Source organism: Stenotrophomonas sp. Sm10 (assembly GCF_030985515.1).
In the GTDB taxonomy this organism is placed as follows: Bacteria; Pseudomonadota; Gammaproteobacteria; order Xanthomonadales; family Xanthomonadaceae; genus Stenotrophomonas; species Stenotrophomonas hibiscicola.
Map to the genome: position 1 here is coordinate 1 of NZ_JAPTFO010000082.1, position 16,243 is coordinate 16,243.

Consider the following 16,243-nt stretch of genomic DNA (forward strand, 5'->3'; position numbering starts at 1 on the left):
CCCCCCGGGCGCGTTTCTGTTTGTGCAGCCCCTGGCGGTGAAACGCCTGCGCTGCGCGCGAGCGTCGACTGACAGTCGACTCTTCCGTTGGGCCGGGCCACCCGCGCAAATTCAGCCCGATCGCGCTACTGTTGGCGGGTGCAAACAATGGAAGAAACGGCGCGTGTTGTCGCAAGTCCCTGCATCGGAGTGTGCACGCTGGATCCGCACCGGCAATGCACCGGCTGCGGGCGGCATCTCGAAGAAATCGCGCGGTGGTCGTCAATGAACAACGAGGAACGCAGCCGCATCCTGCACCGCGTGCAACCGTTGCGTGCACAATTGCAGCAATCGCTACGCGGATCGCTGGCCGACCTCGAGCGCTTGGTGCGCGCGTTGCATCCTTTGGCCGAACCGCCGGCCGGCGACGGCTGGAACCGCAGCGAGCTGATCGACCTGCTGCCACCGGGGCCGCCTGTGGAGGCGGCGGTGCTGGCCGGCATCGTGCCGCGCGCCAACGGCGCGCAGGTCATCCTCACCCGTCGCACCGAAACCCTGCGTACACATGGCGGCCAGGTCGGGTTCCCCGGTGGCCGCACCGAACCCGATGACCGCGACGCGCTGGCGGCCGCCCTGCGCGAGAGCCAGGAAGAAATCGCATTGGCGCCCGGCCAGGTGCAGCCACTTGGCTATCTCGACCCCTTCGTGACGATCACCGGCTACCGGGTCACGCCGGTGGTGGCGGTGGTCGATCCGGAGTTCGTGCCGGTGCCGCAGCCCAGTGAAGTGGCCGAAGTGTTCGAGGTGCCGCTGGACTACCTGATGGCCCCTGACAGCCTGCGCCAGGTCGAAATCAATCATCGCGGCCGCATCCGCCACGTCCTTGAGTATGGCTGGCCCGGCCAGCGCATCTGGGGGGCGACCGCGGCCATCCTCTACAACCTGCGTCGCCGCCTGGAGCAAGTGCAATGAACCCGATCAAGCAGCCGTGGACCACCCTGGTCGATGTCGACACCCTGGCTGCCGCGTTGGGCGAAGGCGTACGCGTGGTCGACGCCCGTGCCACCGCCAGTACCGCCAGTACCGCCGTGCGCGTGGTCGATGCGCGTGCTTCGCTGGCGGACCCGCAGGCTGCGGGCGGCCAGTACCTGGCAGGACACATACCGACTGCGGTGCATGCCGATCTCAACCGTGATCTGTCCGATCTCAGCCGCGTCGGCCATGGTCGCCATCCATTGCCCGACAGCGATGCCTTTGCCGCGAAACTGGGGCAGTGGGGCATCGGCCTCGACACCCAGGTGGTGGTCTACGATGGCAGCGACGGCAGCATGGCCGCCTCGCGCCTGTGGTGGCTGCTGCGCCTGATCGGGCACACCAAGGTGGCTGTGCTCGACGGCGGCATCGCTGCCTGGCAGGCCGCCGGTAACGCGTTGGAAAGCGGCCAGGCTGAAGTGACAGCGCTGCCTGCCTACCCGGGCCGCTTCGACACCACCCAGGTCGCCAGCGCCGACGAAATCACCGCGCGCCTGAAACATGCACCGGGCTGGTTGGTCGACGCACGCGCAGGTGAACGCTTCCGAGGCGAAGTGGAGCCGCTGGACCCGGTCGCTGGCCACGTACCCGGCGCGGTCAACCGCCCGTTTGCGTTGAACGTCGCCGACGGCCGCCTGCGCGATGCACAGGAACTGCGCGCCGAATTGCAGGGCGTGATCGGCAACCGCGATCCGCAGCAGGTGGTGCTGATGTGCGGCTCCGGCGTGACCGCATGCCACCTGCTGCTAGCGATGGAAAGCGCAGGACTGAGCGGCGCGCGCATCTATGCCGACTCCTGGAGCGGCTGGGTGAGCGACAGCAGCCGCCCGGTGGCGACCGGCGCCTGAGCGATCCGAGCAGAAAGCAGTCGAGCGCGGAGCCTCTCCAGAGCCGAGCGGCCGGCTCCACGCGCATGGCGATGCCTTCAAATCATCGGCGCCCGCAGGTCATGGAGCGCGGCTCGACTCTACAAAGGCACCCTCCGATCGATCCGACTCCGTGCCGACCAACGGTCGGCACCCACCAACAGCGGCAGAAATCTGTCGAAGGCGGGGTGGGTCCGGTTGCGGGTGTCCGCGGCATGGATGCCGCGGCCAAGCCCCCAGGGGTGAGGGCGCTTTGCTTGCGAAGCACTGCTTCGCGAGCGCCCGAACGCACAGCCGCCAGCGGCTGGGCCGGCCTGGGGATTTACGGCGTCCCCCGCAACCGGGCCCACCCTGCCATCCCACGGATAGCCTGCTGTTGCCGGCCAGCGGCCGGCACTACCGCAGGTGCAGGGCGCAGCCCTGCCGCTTACCCAACCGGCTGCAGCGGCACCTTCGCCAGCACCCGCGCCCAAGGGAACAACGGGCCCGGGTCGCGTTTGCGTGCCACCCTCAGCGTCGGATCATCGCTGGCCGGCACCTGCTCCAGGTCCAGCTGGTCATGCCCGGCAATCCGCTGCAGCGACGGATAGCGCACCACCAGCGCCTGCAGCAGCCGCTCCAGCGCTTTCAGTTGCGCCTCGGTGTAGGCCTCGTCCATCGCCTGGTGACGGCTGTCGAACCAGTGCGGGTAGCGCCCGGTATTGACCAGCTCGATGCCCAGCGTATGCGCGTTCATGCCGCGCACGTGGTGGGCCACGCGTTCGGGCGCAACGTACTGCACCACGCTGCCATCGCGGTCGATGTAGAAGTGCCCGCTGTTGCCGGCACCGCTGTCATACAGCACGCGCTCACCGTACTCGCGGGCCGTCGCCAGATCGGGCAGCTCGGTGCAGTGGATCACCACCATCTCCAGCGTGGCCGGATCGCGCAGCGGCAGTCGGTCGTGGTAGGGCAGGGGCTGCAGCTGCAGGCCGGGCAGGAGCGGGTTGGGCATCCGGCGATGCTAGCATTGCGGCATGAACCTGCCTTCTCTTTCCTGGTTGGCCCGCGCCCACGGAGCACGCGCATGAGTCGCGGCCACTGCATCCTCTCCCATGGCTTCGAAAGCGGCCCGGAGGCGACCAAGGTCACCGCGCTGGCCGAGGTGGCCCAACGCCTGGGCTGGACCCACGAGCGCCCCGACTACACCGATCTGGACGCGATGAGCGAGGTCAGCCGGGTGGGCGACGTGCCGACCCGCCTGCGCCGTCTGGTTGAACGCGCCGCCATCGCTGCCCGACAGGGGCCGGTGGTACTGGCCGGCTCCAGCCTGGGCGCCTACATTTCCGCCATCGCCTCGCTGCAGGTGCCGGTAGCCGGCCTGTTCCTGATGGTGCCGCCGACCACCATGGGCCCGATGCCGGCGCTGGACGCCGCTGTGGTGCCGACCACGGTGGTGCAGGCCTGGCATGACGACGTGGTACCGGCTGCCGGCGTGATTGCCTGGGCGCAGGCGCGTTCGGCGCAGTTGCTGCTGGTTGACGATGGCCACCGCCTGGAGCGCCACGTGGAGGCCTCTGCGCAGGCCTTCGAGCGCCTGCTGCGGCAACTGTGAAGCCGGGGCGCACGGCGCGCCCGCCCGCATTGACTACAATGGCAGCCCCGCCGCCCCCGGCGCGGGCCTGCCGGCCGTGCCTACGGCCCTCCTTTCCGACCGGCCCGGCCCCTGTGCCGCGCCCGACCACCTGCGAACCGACCCCGTGAAATTCTTCGTCTCCTGCGCCAAGGGCCTGGAATACCTGCTTGCCGATGAACTGTCGGCCCTGGGCCTTGCCAAGGCCACCGCCACCATTGCCGGCGTCAACGCCGAGGGCGAACTGGCGCAGGCGCTGCGGATCGTGATGTGGTCGCGCCTGGCCAGCCGCGTGCTGTGGCCGATCGACGAATTCGACTGCCCGGACGAGCAGGCCCTGTATGACGGCGTGCGTGCGCTGCCGTGGCACGAGCACATCACGCCGGAGATGACCCTGGCGGTGGACGCACACGTGTCCGGTGACAAGATCACCCATGCGCGCTTTGCCGCGCAGCGGATCAAGGACGCCATCGTCGACCGGATGCGTGATGAAGGCCTGGAGCGCCCCTCGGTCAACACCGACCTGCCCGATGTGCGCGTCAACCTGTCGCTGCGCAAGGGCCGTGCTTCGCTGTCGATCGACCTCGGCGGTGGCCCGCTGCATCGCCGTGGCTGGCGCGGTGCCGCCCACGAGGCGCCGCTGAAGGAAAACCTGGCCGCCGCGCTGCTGCTGCGCGCGCAGTGGCCGCGCCTGCACACCGCCGGAGGCGGCCTGCTGGACCCGATGTGTGGCAGCGGCACGCTGCTGATCGAAGGTGCACTGATGGCCGCCGACGTCGCCCCTGGCCTGATGCGGCATGGCAGCCTGCCGCCGAGCCGTTGGCTGGGCTTCGACAAGGCGGCCTGGAAGTCCATCCAGAGCGAAGCACGCGAGCGCGAAGCGGCCGGCCTGGCCGCGCTGAAGCCGGTCATCCATGGCAGCGATATCGACCCGGCCGCGATCCAGGCCGCCCGCGAGAATGCAGAGGTTGCCGGCGTCGCCCACGCGATCCGCTTCACCCGCGCCGATGTCGCCGACCTGGCCGCGCCCGAACAGGAGATCGGAGCGGTGGTCTGTAACCCGCCGTACGACGAACGCCTGGCTGCCGATCCGGCGCTGTACCGCGCGTTGGGCAATGCCCTGCAGAAGGCCGTGCCGCAGTGGCGTGCCAGCCTGCTGTGCGGCAATGACGAGCTGGCCTTCGCCACTGGCCTGCGCGCCAGCAAGAAGTACCAGATGTTCAACGGTGCGCTGGAATGCGCGCTGATCGTCTGCGATCCGATTGCCGTGCCGGGTCGTGATCCGGCACAGCCGCGCGAGCTGAGCGAAGGCGCGCAGATGGTGGCCAACCGGCTGCGCAAGAACCTGAAGAAGTTCAAGAGCTGGCGTGCCCGCGAGGACATCACCTGCTTCCGCGCCTACGACGCCGACCTGCCGGAGTACGCGGCGGCCATTGATGTCTACGAGGAAGACGGGGGCAAGCGCCGCACCTTCCTGCATGTGCAGGAGTACGCGGCACCGGCGGCGATTCCCGAGAACGACGTGCGCCGCCGCCGCAACGAGCTGCTGGCCGCCGCGCGCGAAGTATTCGGCGTGCCGCCGGAGCAGGTGTCGATGAAGTCGCGCGAGCGCGGCAAGGGCGGCAGCAAGTACGGCCGCTTCGAGCAGCGTGACGAGTTCATCGTGGTGCGCGAGAACCATGCACTGCTGCAGGTGAACCTGTTCGACTACCTGGACACCGGCCTGTTCCTTGACCATCGCCCGCTGCGCCGGATGATGGCCGAGCAGGTGCGTGGCAAGCGTTTCCTGAACCTGTTCTGCTACACCGGCGTGGCCAGCGTGCAGGCCGCCGTGGCCGGTGCCGCCAGCACCACCAGCGTCGACCTGTCGGCCACCTACCTGCAGTGGTGCTACGACAACCTTGCGCTGAACGGGCAGGGCGGCAACCAGCACCTGCTGGTCCAGGCCGACGCGATGGCCTGGCTGGAAGGCGACCGCGGCCAGTACGACGTGATCTTCTGTGATCCACCGACTTTCTCCAACTCCGCCCGCGCCGATGATTTCGACGTGCAGCGCGAACAGGTGAAGCTGCTGCGGGCGGCGGTGGCCCGGCTGGCACCGGGTGGCGTGCTGTACTTCTCCAACAACTTCCGCCGCTTCAAGCTGGAAGAGAACGCCATCGCCGAATTCGCCCAGTGCCGCGAGATCACCGCACGCACCATCGGTCCGGATTTCGAGCGCAACGCGCGCATCCACCGCGCATGGGAACTGAAGCGGCTGGGGTAAGCCCGGTAGTGCCAGCCGCTGGCCGGCAACGGTGTCAGATCCGCAAAGGGTTCATGAGGTGCCGGCCAGCGGCCGGTACTACCCCTGTCTGGCCGGTGGATCCACGCCATGCCTGGATGGTTGTTCAGTAGATCCACGCCATGCGTGGATGGCGGTTACAGCAACGCCACCACCAGCCCCAGCGCCGGCAGCGTGATCGCCAGCGGTGCGATCCACTTCGGCCGGTACGGATACAGCCCGAACGAGAGTGCCACGCCGCACATGGTCATTGCGCCCAGCCACAGCACCGGGCCCATCGCCCAGCCGTGATCGGCCACGCACAACGCGAACGCCACCGTCAGCAGGGCCCAGCCCAGCACCCGCCACTGCGTGCGCCGTGCCGGGCTGGCCGCAGCCTTGCCGTGCAGGTCGTACTGGTGTCTTTCCATCGCCAGCGACAGCGCGGTGAACGCGGAGAACGACAGGGTCAACGCCAGCAGCATCATGCACTGGCCTCCGCTTCGGCGGTTTCGACCACAGCCACTGGCGCCGCCGTCGCCGCACGCTTCTTCTTCTCGGCCGCGCTCAGCGGTGGCGTCCAGCGCTGCATGCGCCAGCCGCACATCGCCAGCATTGCGCCGAAGACGATCATCGAAAGATCGACGCCGGCCAGTACCCAGTCGCCGTTGCGCAGGGTGTTGCCCAGGTGCGCATGCGTGGTCAACGCATTGACCACCGGCACCAGTGCGAACGCGGCCGCGCCCAGGTAGAGCTGCCACGCCCACATCATTCGCTTCGGCCAGATGAAGGCGGCCAGCAGCGCGCCGGCCCAAGCGTAGAAGAATACGTTGGCCTCCGCACTCGCGCGCTCGGCGATGTCCAGCGGCAGCAGGCGGTTGCCCCAGAAGTACGCCGCGAAGGCGATCGGCAGGCCAGCCACGGTGCCGATGTTGAGCGCATCGACCAGGCGAAGGCCGAAGCCGGTGCGTCCACTCTTGGCATGCTTCGGTCGTTCCTTCACCGCCCACAGCACCACGCCGCTGGCGACCATCAGGCAGCCCACCAGACCGGACAGGAAGAACAGTGCACGCAGGCCCCAGTCCGCAAAACGCGCCAGGTGCAGGCCGTACAGCACACCACGGGTGGCGGTGGCACCGCCCGATGGCGGCGTTTCCTCAAGCAGAGCACCGCTGACCATGTCGTAACGCACGGCCGGGGTGTCGATGGACAGGCGCTTGCCATCGCGCTGGCGGATGTCGATCACCGCATTGGCCGCCCCCGGATTGGACACGGTGAAACCGGCCACCTCCACGCCGTGCCAATGCGCGCGTGCGCTGTCCAGCAACTGTGCGATCGGCAGCGGCGTGGCGCGGCCCTCGGCGGGCGAGGTCACTTCCGGAAGGCCGCCGAAAGCCTCGCTGATGAATTTGTCCTCGTCCTGGGGGTAGGCGACCTTCACTCCCCACGGCAGGTACATGATCATCAGGGTGACGATGCCGGTGTAGGTGATCATCGCGTGGTACGGCAGCGCCATCACCGCGCTGACGTTGTGGAAGTCGAGCCAGGAGCGCAGGCCCTTGTCCTTGCGGAAGGTGAAGAAGTCCTTGAAGATCTTCTTGTGGGTGATCACGCCGGTGATGATCGCCACCAGCATGAACATCGCGCAGAACCCGACCAGGTAGCGCGCCCAGTACACCGGGATGTAGTGCAGGTCGAAGTGCAGGCGGTAGAAGAAGTCGCCTCCACGGGTCTCGCGCGCCTTCAGTGCCTGGCCGCTGTTCGGGTCCAGCGTGGCGTCGCCGAAGCCACCGCGGCGGCCACGGCTGGGGTCGGCCAGTTCCGGTGGCAGCCGCCAGAACATCTGCATGGCCGGGTTGCGCGGCTGCGGCAGGGTGACGAACCAGTTCTCGGCGTGGCTCGCATTGGCCTGCAGGTAGGCCACCGCGCGCTGCGCGGCCACGTCGATGCTGACGTTGCTGGACGGCAGCTCCGGGCGCATCCAGCGGCTGATTTCCTCGCGGTAATAGCTGGCGGTGCCGGCCATGAAGATCAGCAGCAGCAACCAGCCGACCAGCAGCCCGGTCCAGGTGTGCAGCCAGGCCATCGACTGGCGGAATCCGTTCTTCATGCCCAGGCCCCCAGCATGCGCGCGATGGCAGCCATCAGCAGGGCGGGAGCGAGAATGCCGACCCACGCACGCAGCGCGCTGCGGGTGGCGAACGCCCACAACGCCGCGCAGGCGGCGACCAGGATCGCCAGCAGCATGCCGGTCAGCACGGTCTGGCCGCGCGCGCCGGGCAGCGCCACCGCGCAGAACACGCTGGTCACCGAGGCCAGCGCATAGCCGCCGAAGATCGCGGCCAACGAACGTGACAGCACGCCCCAGCGCGGGTTGGAGAAGAAGGTGCGGGGGCTGGCGGTTGCGGGCGAGCGGTCCACGGCGTTCCTGCAGGTTTCAGTGGAAGAGGGCCGGCGCACCGCAGTGCGCCGGAGGAGGCCATCCCTGGCCTGGCACCGGTCGCAGAACCGGTGCCATCCATCAGGGTCAGAGCTTCCAGCGCAGCGTCACGGTGACATTGCGTGGTTCGCCCCAGTACACGCCGTTGTAGAAACCGACGTTGTTGAAATACTTCTTGTCAAGCAGGTTGTTGATGTTCAGCTGGGCGCTGAAGTTCTCGTTGAAGCGGTAGCCGCCGGCGAGGTTGACCAGGTAGAACGCGTCCTGGGTGATCCTGGCCTTGCTGCGGTCGGGTTTGGTGCTGGTGTTCCAGATGCTGCTCTGCCAGGTCACGCCACCACCCAGCCAGAAGCGGCCGTCGATACCGCCAGGGCGCCAGCTGGTGTTGAGCCGGAAGGTATCCTGCGGGGCGGTGGTCCGCTGCAGCACGCCGTCCTTGTTGCGGATGACGGTGTGGGCGAAACCGGTCGAGACGTTCCACTGCTCGCCGATGCTGCCCTGGGTTTCGATCTCCCAGCCCTTGACCTTGTTGCCCTTGCCGGTGGAGCGGTAGGCCTGGCTGCCGTCGGGCAGCGAGTTCACCGGCACCGAATCATCGATCTCGGCGACGTTGTCCTGCTTGCCCTAGAACACGGCGGCCGAGGCATTGAGCAGGCCGCCGAAGAACTCGGCCTTGACGCCTGCTTCGTACATGTTGCCGACCACCGGCTCCAGGTAGTTGCCATTGCGGTCGCGGTAGTTCTGCGGCTTGAAGATGTCGGTGTAGCTGACATAGCCGCTGAAGATCGAATTGAAGTCGAAGACCAGGCCGGCATACGGGGTGAGCATGTCGTCCGGCCTGTAGCCGGTGCGGGTGGTGCGATTGCGGTTGCCATTGGCATCGTAGCCATAGGCCCAGCTGCGGGTTTCCCAGCTGCCGTAGCGCGCGCCTGCCACCGCCAGCAGCGGGTCGGCCAGGCGCAGCCGCGCGGCAACGTAGGCTGCGCGCTGGCGCAGTTCATTCTGCGAAGACAGCCTGCCCAGGCGGGTCACCGGCAGCACCGGCACATTGCCGGTCCAGTGGCGCCAGTCCGGCACCACGGCATAGGCATCGTCGTAGTCGAAGTCCATGCCTTCCGACTCGCCCTTGCGCACCGACTGGCCCAGGCCGAACACCAGTTCGTGCTCGCGACCGAACAGCTGGAACGGGCCGCCGACGTTGACGTCGAACACGTCCATCGTGCTGTGCTCGTTGAAGTGAGAGATGTAGGCGGTGACGCCGGTTCCATCGGCACGCGGATTGCCGGCGGCGCCGTACCAGACGCTGCCGTCGGTATCACGCACGGCGTGGCTGATATTGCCCTTCACCGACCAGCCGTTGCCGAGCTGCTGCTCCAGCCGCGCGAAGCTGGTCTTCTCCACGATCGGCCAGGCGCTCCACGAGGCCGACAGGTTGGTCGAGCGAGGCAGGTTGGCTGGCGTGCCATCGGCGCCCCAGTACGGCACCACGCCCCAGGTCACGCCGGTGGTACGCGGCGACTGGTATTCGTAGCCCACTTCGAACAGCGCGCTGTCGCTCAGGTCGGCCTGCACGATGCCGTAGAACACATCCTTGTCGAGCGAATAGACATCACGGAATGAATCGCTCTGCTGCTTGGCCGCGACCACGCGCGCACGGATGCGGCCGTCCCAGGCAACCGGACCACCGAGATCGGCTTCCAGGCGGCGGTTGCCCCAGCGTCCCACGGTGAGGTTGGCGCCCATCTGGAAGGTGTCGGTGGGGCGCTTGCGGATCATGCTGATGGTGCCGGAGGGATCGCCGGCGCCGGTGGTCAGGCCGGTGGCGCCACGGATCACCTCGATACGCTCGTAGATCACGCTGTCGGTGTTGGTCTTGACCGAGCCACCGAACGTGTTGAGCATGCCGTCGATCTGGAAATTGTCGATGGTGTAGCCGCGCGAAACATAGTTGATGCGCTCGCTGTCGGTGACCGACACGCTGACGCCGGTCACCTGGCCCATCACGTCCGACAGCGAGAACAGGCCCATGTCGTCCAGGCGCTGGCGGGTGATCACGGTCACCGACTGTGGCGTCTCGCGCAACGACAGGTCCAGCCTGGTCGCGCTGCGCGCGTTCTTCACCGTGTAGCTGTTCGGAATCTCGCCATCGGCGGTCACCTTCACGGTGTCCAGCGTGCGCGCGGAAGATTCAGCGGTGCCGTCGGCGTGTGCCAGCGGAGCGATCATCAGTGCGGTCACGGCCAGGGCCAGCAGAGAGGGACGAGGGAGGTTGAGCGGCATTGCCATCGGTGCGATTCCATGCAGGACGAAACAGGCGATGGAATGCGCAGACGCAGCAACCGCGCGCTCCGCGCACGTCGCCCAGCGAGTCCCATCGACGGTGCGCCACCCGCGCAGTGCGGGCGACCCGGTAGTCGGGGGATGTACACGGGCGAAGGGGCGGGTGGGTGCGTGCTTCCGCGCCCCGCTTGGCTAAGCGTACAACCGATTAGCAAATGATAGGCATTCGCATTTCGTTAATCAAGCGTGACGGCACCCGCTCCCGTGCAGGGAGGCTTCAGAAGTGGAAAAGGACCGTCGCAGCGTGCAGCAGCAGGCCGATCAGCCCGCCGACCAGGGTGCCGTTGAAGCGGATGAACTGCAGGTCACGGCCCACGCTCAGTTCCAGCTGTTCGACCAGGTGCCGCTCGTCCCAGCCCTTCACGGTCTGCGCGATATGCGTGGTGACGCCCTCGCGCAGGCGCCCGGTCAGGCGCTGCGCACCTTCCATCAGATGCTGGTTCAGTGCCTCGCGCAGCGCCGGGTCGGCCTGCAGGCTGGCACCGAGCGAACCCAGGCTGCGCTGCAGGTGGCCGACCAGCGCCGAATCCTCGCGCTGCAGGTCCGCCCGCAGGCTGGCGTGGATGCGCGCCCACAGCCCCTGCACGTACTCCTGCAGGGCCGGGTGGTCGATCATTTCCTGCTTGAGCTGCTCGATGCGCTCGGCCAGCGCCGGATCCTCGCGCAGGCGCTGCACGTAGTTCTGCAACCAGGTCTCGTAGTCCTGGCGCAGCGGATGCTGCGGCTCGGCCAGCACCTGCTGCAGCTCTTCCAGCACCGCGCGGGCCAGGCGTTCGGCCAGGCTGTCGCCGATCTCGTCGATCGGCTTGACCCAGTTCACCGTGCTCGACAGCGTCGGCCATTCGCGCTGGATGTAACGCACGATCAGCTGCGAGGCGCGCTCCTTCACTTCCGGCTGCTCCAGCCAGCGTCCCAGGCGCTGCAGGCCCTCGTCCAGCACGCGCTGGTGGCGCCCATCGGCGGTCAGCAGGGCCAGCAGCTCACCGGCGGTGGCGGCGGCATTCCACTGCCGCAGCTGCTGCACCACAAAGGCGTGCAGCTGCCGGCGCACGGCGGTTTCGTCGAAGAAATCCAGCGCCTGCAGCGCCCAGCCGCGGGCCATGTCGGCCAGCATGCGCGAGCGTGCCGGGTCGGCCAGCCAGCTGCCGAGGCGGCTGGCCGGATCGAACACCTGCAGCTTGGCCAGCAGCACACCCGGCTCCAGGAACTGGTCGCGCACGAACAGCGCCAGGCTGTCGCCGATGCGCTCCTTGCTGCGCGGGATGATCGCGGTGTGCGGGATCGGCAGGCCCATCGGCCGCCGGAACAGCGCGACCACAGCGAACCAGTCGGCCAGCGCGCCCACGGCTGCGGCTTCGCAGAAGGCCGAAACCCAGGCCCAGATGCCGCGTTCGCCCTGCCAGTGGCTGACCGCGAAACCGACCAGCATCAACAGCAGCAGGCCCAGTGCGAGGGCTTTCAGGCGCCGCAGCTGGGCGCGGCGCGGATCGTGGGCAGGCGTCATTGCACGAGTCTAACCGCAGCCCGGTGATGCCTGCCTGTAGAGCCGAGCCCATGCTCGGCTGCCTTGCGCGCGGCAAACCGCAGCCGAGCATGGGCTCGGCTCTACATGAGAGGTTCGCGTTTTTTAAAGCGCTTCCAGCTGCTTGCGCAGCGCGGCCAGCTGCGCGCGCAGGGTGTCGTTCTCGCGGGTCAACGCGACCACGCGGCGGCGCAGGGCCGGGGCATCCTCGCCCAGCTGTTCCAGCGCCAACAGCACTTCGGCATCGCGGCTGGCGATCTCGTCCTCATTTGCCTCCTCGAAATCCATCTCGGCTGCTTCCGGCTTCGGCGCGCGCGGCTTGCGCTTGGACTCGCGCACGCGCTTGGCGGCCTGCTTCAGCTCGTCCTTGCCACCGGCGGCGGCAGCGCGCTGCTCCTCTTCGGGCAGGTCGGCCACGGCCGCAGCGGCGCTGATCGAGATCACGCCGGCCTTCACCGCCTCCACCACTTCGGGTGCAGCCTGGGCATGGATGCGCTCGATCATGCCGACCTGGCTGGTACTCAGCTTGGCTTCGCGGGCCAGCTCAGCACGGCTGAGCTTCGGGGCCGGCTCCCACGGCGGGCTGTCTTCGCCGCCTTCGTCGGTGATGTCCGCGGTGCCGTCGCTCTCGCGCTGCAGCTGCGCCTGCTCGACCTGCTTGCGGGCGGCCAGGATGTCGCGCTTGCGCAGCGCCAGCACGCCGCGCTGGAAGTCGGACACGCTGCGACGGCCCAGGTGCTGCTCGATCATCCACAGGTGCACGTCTTCCATGCTCTGGAAGCGGGTGTTCTGTACTGTGTTGAAGGGCAGGCCATGCTTCTGGCAGATGCCGAAGCGGTTGTGGCCGTCGACCAGTACGTTGCCCCACAGGACCAGCGCGTCACGACAGCCCTCGGCCAGGATGCTGCGCTCCAGCGCGTCATGTTCGTCCGCAGTCAGCGGGTCGATATAGGCCTTGAGTTCTTCTTTGACGACGATATCCATGGGCACGGCAGCGAGCAGGAGCGGAACCGCCCATTGTACCCGCTCGCCGCCGCCGGCCAGGGCTCAGGCGGTGGCCCGGATCATCTCGCCCAGCGTGCCGGTGATCTGGTCGATCTGCGCCTTGTCCACGATCAGCGGGGGCGACAGCGCGATGATGTCACCGGTACAGCGCACCAGCAGCCGGCCATCGTGGAAGCAGCGCCGGAACGCCTCGTAGCCGCGGCTGCCGGGCATGTCCCGGCGTGGCGCCAACTCGACCGCCCCGACCAGCCCGAAGTTGCGGATGTCGATCACGTTGGGCAGGCCCTGCAGCGCATGCAGCCGTTCCTGCCAGTATTCGCCCAGTTCGATGGCCCGCTCGAACAGGCGCTCCTCGGCGTAGACCTCCAGAGTGGCCAGCGCGGCCGCACAGGCCAGCGGGTGACCAGAGTAGGTATAGCCGTGGAACAGCTCGATGGCCTGCGGTGGCGCCTGCATCAGCGTAGCGTGCACCGCATCGCTGGCCAGCACGCCGCCCAGCGGCACCGCGCCGTTGCTGACCGCCTTGGCGAAGGTCAGCAGGTCGGGGGTGACCCCGAAGCGCTGTGCGGCGAAGGGCATGCCGACCCTGCCGAAGCCGGTGATGACCTCATCGAACACCAGCAGGATGCCGTGGTGATCGCACAGCTCGCGCAGGCGCTGCAGGTAGCCCGGCGCCGGCAGGATGACCCCGGCGGACCCAGCGATGGGCTCGACGAAGACCGCCGCGATGGTCGAGGCGTCATGCAGCGCGATCAGCCGCTCCAGGTCGTCGGCCAGTTCAGCGCCCTGGCGCGGCAGGCCCCTGCTGAATGCATTGCGCTGCAGGTCCAGGGTGTGGCGCAGGTAGTCCACGCCGCCCAGCTGCAGGCCGAACGCCCTGCGGTTGTTGGGCAAGCCGCCTAGTGCCATGCCGCCGAAGCCGACGCCGTGGTAGGCCTTCTCGCGGCTGATGAAGCGCGTGCGCTGGCCCTCGCCGCGCTGGCGGTGGTAGGCCAGCACGATCTTCATCGCGGTATCCACCGCCTCCGAGCCGGAGCTTGTGAAGAACACATGGTTCAGGGGCGTTGGTGCCAATGCGGCCAACCGCTGCGCCAGCGCGAATGCCGGCGGCGAGCCCATCTGGAAGGCGGGCGAGTAATCCAGCGTGCGTGCCTGATCGACGATGGCCTCGACGATGCGCGGCCGCGCGTGGCCGGCGTTGCAGCACCACAGGCCGGCGGTACCGTCGAGGATCTGGCGGCCGTCGACATCCTCGTAGTGCATGCCCTCGGCACGCACCAGCACACGCGGCGCCGCCTTGTACTGGCGGTTGGAGGTGAACGGCATCCAGTACGCCTCCAGTGATTCCGGGCGCTGGGTACCAAGGTCGTGCAGGTCGCTTCCGGGACGCTTCATGCCAGCTCCGTCGGGTCCGATGGGGGAAATGTAGCGCAGCCACGTCACGGTGAAGTCGCGGTCGCGCCGGTATAACCGGGGAAACTGTTCCGTGGAGCCCGACATGGCCGACTTTCCCCACCGCAGCCACTGGCAGGCGTTGTCGCAGCAGCTTTCGATGCCCGGCCAGGCCTTCATCGATGGCCGCTACACCGACGCCGCCAGCGGCGCCCGCTTCGACTGCATCAGCCCCATCGATGGCCGTGTGCTCGCGGCGGTCGCCGACTGCGATGCACAGGACGTGGAGCGCGCAGTGCTGGCGGCGCGGCGTGCCTTCGATGCGGGCCACTGGTCGCAGGCCAGCCCGGCGCATCGCAAGCGCGTGTTGCTGGCGCTGGCCGCGCTGGTGGAGAAGCACGCCGATGAGCTGGCGCTGCTGGAAACCCTGGATATGGGCAAGCCGGTGCGCGACGCACGCCGTATCGACCTGCCCGGCGTGGTGCGCTGCCTGGCCTGGACCGCCGAAGCGGTGGACAAGCTGTACGGGGAAATCGCGCCGACCGGCCCACACGAGCTGGGGCTGGTCACGCGCGAGCCTGCCGGCGTGGCGGCGGCGGTCGTGCCATGGAATTTCCCGTTGCTGATGGCCTGCTGGAAGATCGCGCCGGCACTGGCGATGGGCAATTCGGTGGTCCTCAAGCCGTCCGAGCGTTCGCCACTGTCGGCGTTGCGGCTGGCGGCGCTGACGGCCGAGGCGGGCCTGCCGGACGGAGTGCTGAACGTGCTGCCCGGCCATGGTGCGCGCGTGGGCGAGCCCTTGGCGCTGCACATGGATGTGGACGTGCTGGCCTTCACCGGTTCCACCGCCACCGGTGCGAAGCTGCTGGAGTATGCAGGACGGTCCAACCTCAAGCGGGTCTGGCTGGAATGCGGTGGCAAGAGCCCCCACCTGGTGTTCGCCGACGCGCCGGACCTGGACGCAGCGGCCAAGGCCGTGGCGCAGGGCATCTTCTTCAACCAGGGCGAAGTCTGCACCGCCGGCTCGCGGCTGCTGGTGCAGCGCTCGATCCGTGAGGACTTCGTGCACCAGGTGATTGCCTATGGCCAGCACATGCAGCCCCGCCATCCACTGGAGGCCGATGCACCGATGGGTGCGCTGGTCGACGCCGGGCACGTGGACAAGGTGCTGGCCGATATCGCCCGTGCCGAAGGCGAGGGCGCTCGTCTGCTGATGGGGGGCCATCGGGCCGAGGTGGAGTCCGGCGGCTGCTACGTGCAGCCCACGGTGTTCGACCAGGTGCGTCCGGACCACGCGTTGGCACGCGAGGAAGTGTTCGGGCCAGTGCTGGCCGTGCTTGGTTTCGACGACGAGGCCGAAGCGGTGCGCGTGGCCAATGACAGCCGCTATGGATTGGCGGCGGGCCTGTGGACGCGTGACCTGGGCCGCGCCCATCGTGTCGCACGCCAGCTGCGCGCCGGCAGCGTCTGGGTGAACGGCTGGGACGGTGGTGACATGACCGCCCCGTTCGGTGGCTACAAGCAGTCCGGCAACGGCCGGGACAAATCGCTGCATGCGTTCGACAAGTACAGCGAGATCAAGGCCACCTGGATCCAGTTGTAACGACGCGCCCGCCGAGCGCTTTTCGTAGAGCCGAGCCCACGCTCGGCTGCTGTTTGCTCTTTGTAGAGTCGAGCCATGCTCGACTGCTCTTCGCGAAATGCAGCCGAGCATGGCTTGTATGTTCCTCCCGGCTCCTACGCGGTATGTAGGAGCCAGGGTGGAGGGACCGTCAACATGATATCTGCGGAT

At 68.1% G+C, this 16,243-nt stretch carries 13 protein-coding genes and 1 pseudogene; 6 read left to right on the forward strand and 8 right to left on the reverse strand.

Annotated features, from left to right (window positions below; translation table 11 throughout):
* From O0J15_RS17700 to O0J15_RS17710, 3 genes are all read left to right on the forward strand, one after another.
* Positions 1–268, forward strand: a 268-nt coding sequence (locus O0J15_RS17700) for a hypothetical protein (RefSeq protein ID WP_308306044.1), incomplete at its 5' end; no start/stop codon positions are given.
* The gene (locus tag O0J15_RS17705; protein ID WP_308306043.1) at positions 190–951 is read left to right on the forward strand and encodes a CoA pyrophosphatase; all 762 of its coding nucleotides are present in this window, start codon (positions 190–192) and stop codon (positions 949–951) included. The genes O0J15_RS17700 and O0J15_RS17705, both read left to right, overlap by 79 nt.
* Positions 948–1,859: a sulfurtransferase gene (locus tag O0J15_RS17710; protein ID WP_308306039.1), complete on the forward strand. Its 912-nt coding sequence runs from the start codon at positions 948–950 to the stop codon at positions 1,857–1,859. The genes O0J15_RS17705 and O0J15_RS17710 overlap by 4 nt, the downstream gene beginning before the upstream one ends.
* 445 nt (positions 1,860–2,304) lie before the next feature.
* Here O0J15_RS17710 and O0J15_RS17715 read toward each other — a convergent pair whose 3' ends face one another.
* On the reverse strand, positions 2,305–2,871 hold the full coding sequence (locus O0J15_RS17715) for an N-acetylmuramoyl-L-alanine amidase (RefSeq protein ID WP_021203541.1): 567 nt from the start codon (positions 2,869–2,871) through the stop codon (positions 2,305–2,307).
* Between the two features lie 72 nt (positions 2,872–2,943).
* Between O0J15_RS17715 and O0J15_RS17720 the strand changes: the two genes are divergently transcribed.
* Positions 2,944–3,471 carry an alpha/beta hydrolase gene (locus O0J15_RS17720; RefSeq protein WP_019659068.1) on the forward strand — a complete coding sequence of 176 codons (528 nt, stop codon included), beginning with the start codon at positions 2,944–2,946 and terminating at the stop codon, positions 3,469–3,471.
* A gap of 145 nt (positions 3,472–3,616) precedes the next feature.
* Complete coding sequence (gene rlmKL, locus O0J15_RS17725; protein WP_164145480.1) at positions 3,617–5,755, forward strand: bifunctional 23S rRNA (guanine(2069)-N(7))-methyltransferase RlmK/23S rRNA (guanine(2445)-N(2))-methyltransferase RlmL; 2,139 nt, start codon at positions 3,617–3,619, stop codon at positions 5,753–5,755.
* Positions 5,756–5,910: 155 nt separating this feature from the next.
* On the opposite strand, the gene O0J15_RS17730 is transcribed toward rlmKL, so the two are convergent.
* The 7 genes and pseudogenes from O0J15_RS17730 to O0J15_RS17760 all read right to left on the reverse strand — a co-directional run bounded on the left by O0J15_RS17730 (position 5,911) and on the right by O0J15_RS17760 (position 14,454).
* Positions 5,911–6,240 (reverse strand): DUF3325 domain-containing protein, encoded by a 330-nt coding sequence (locus O0J15_RS17730; protein ID WP_019659066.1) that lies wholly within the window; start codon positions 6,238–6,240, stop codon positions 5,911–5,913.
* Entirely contained in the window at positions 6,237–7,862 is a 1,626-nt protein-coding gene (locus O0J15_RS17735; protein ID WP_308306040.1) for a PepSY-associated TM helix domain-containing protein, read from the reverse strand. Before O0J15_RS17735 ends, O0J15_RS17730 begins: the two co-directional genes overlap by 4 nt.
* Positions 7,859–8,173 (reverse strand): DUF3649 domain-containing protein, encoded by a 315-nt coding sequence (locus O0J15_RS17740; protein ID WP_010486186.1) that lies wholly within the window; start codon positions 8,171–8,173, stop codon positions 7,859–7,861. The genes O0J15_RS17735 and O0J15_RS17740 overlap by 4 nt, the downstream gene beginning before the upstream one ends.
* Before the next feature lie 106 nt (positions 8,174–8,279).
* Positions 8,280–10,478, reverse strand: a pseudogene (locus O0J15_RS17745) (TonB-dependent siderophore receptor).
* Between the two features lie 271 nt (positions 10,479–10,749).
* The gene (locus O0J15_RS17750; RefSeq protein WP_019659063.1) at positions 10,750–12,036 is read right to left on the reverse strand and encodes a DUF445 domain-containing protein; all 1,287 of its coding nucleotides are present in this window, start codon (positions 12,034–12,036) and stop codon (positions 10,750–10,752) included.
* Positions 12,037–12,159: 123 nt separating this feature from the next.
* Positions 12,160–13,038 (reverse strand): hypothetical protein, encoded by an 879-nt coding sequence (locus tag O0J15_RS17755; RefSeq protein ID WP_019659062.1) that lies wholly within the window; start codon positions 13,036–13,038, stop codon positions 12,160–12,162.
* 63 nt (positions 13,039–13,101) lie between these two features.
* Entirely contained in the window at positions 13,102–14,454 is a 1,353-nt protein-coding gene (locus tag O0J15_RS17760; RefSeq protein WP_308306041.1) for an aspartate aminotransferase family protein, read from the reverse strand.
* 103 nt (positions 14,455–14,557) lie between these two features.
* Here O0J15_RS17760 and O0J15_RS17765 point away from each other — a divergent pair, with 103 nt between their 5' ends.
* Positions 14,558–16,054 carry an aldehyde dehydrogenase gene (locus tag O0J15_RS17765; protein ID WP_308306042.1) on the forward strand — a complete coding sequence of 499 codons (1,497 nt, stop codon included), beginning with the start codon at positions 14,558–14,560 and terminating at the stop codon, positions 16,052–16,054.
* Positions 16,055–16,243 lie beyond the last annotated feature (189 nt).

Bases quoted from the DNA above. Each gene is read 5' to 3' on its own strand.
- O0J15_RS17715 (WP_021203541.1), bottom strand. From the start codon at position 2,871: ATGCCCAACCCGCTCCTGCCCGGCCTGCAGCTGCAGCCCCTGCCCTAC.
- O0J15_RS17720 (WP_019659068.1), top strand. From the start codon at position 2,944: ATGAGTCGCGGCCACTGCATCCTCTCCCATGGCTTCGAAAGCGGCCCG.
- O0J15_RS17760 (WP_308306041.1), bottom strand. From the start codon at position 14,454: ATGAAGCGTCCCGGAAGCGACCTGCACGACCTTGGTACCCAGCGCCCG.
- O0J15_RS17765 (WP_308306042.1), top strand. From the start codon at position 14,558: ATGGCCGACTTTCCCCACCGCAGCCACTGGCAGGCGTTGTCGCAGCAG.
- O0J15_RS17730 (WP_019659066.1), bottom strand. From the start codon at position 6,240: ATGATGCTGCTGGCGTTGACCCTGTCGTTCTCCGCGTTCACCGCGCTG.
- O0J15_RS17750 (WP_019659063.1), bottom strand. From the start codon at position 12,036: ATGACGCCTGCCCACGATCCGCGCCGCGCCCAGCTGCGGCGCCTGAAA.
- O0J15_RS17735 (WP_308306040.1), bottom strand. From the start codon at position 7,862: ATGAAGAACGGATTCCGCCAGTCGATGGCCTGGCTGCACACCTGGACC.
- O0J15_RS17755 (WP_019659062.1), bottom strand. From the start codon at position 13,038: ATGGATATCGTCGTCAAAGAAGAACTCAAGGCCTATATCGACCCGCTG.
- O0J15_RS17710 (WP_308306039.1), top strand. From the start codon at position 948: ATGAACCCGATCAAGCAGCCGTGGACCACCCTGGTCGATGTCGACACC.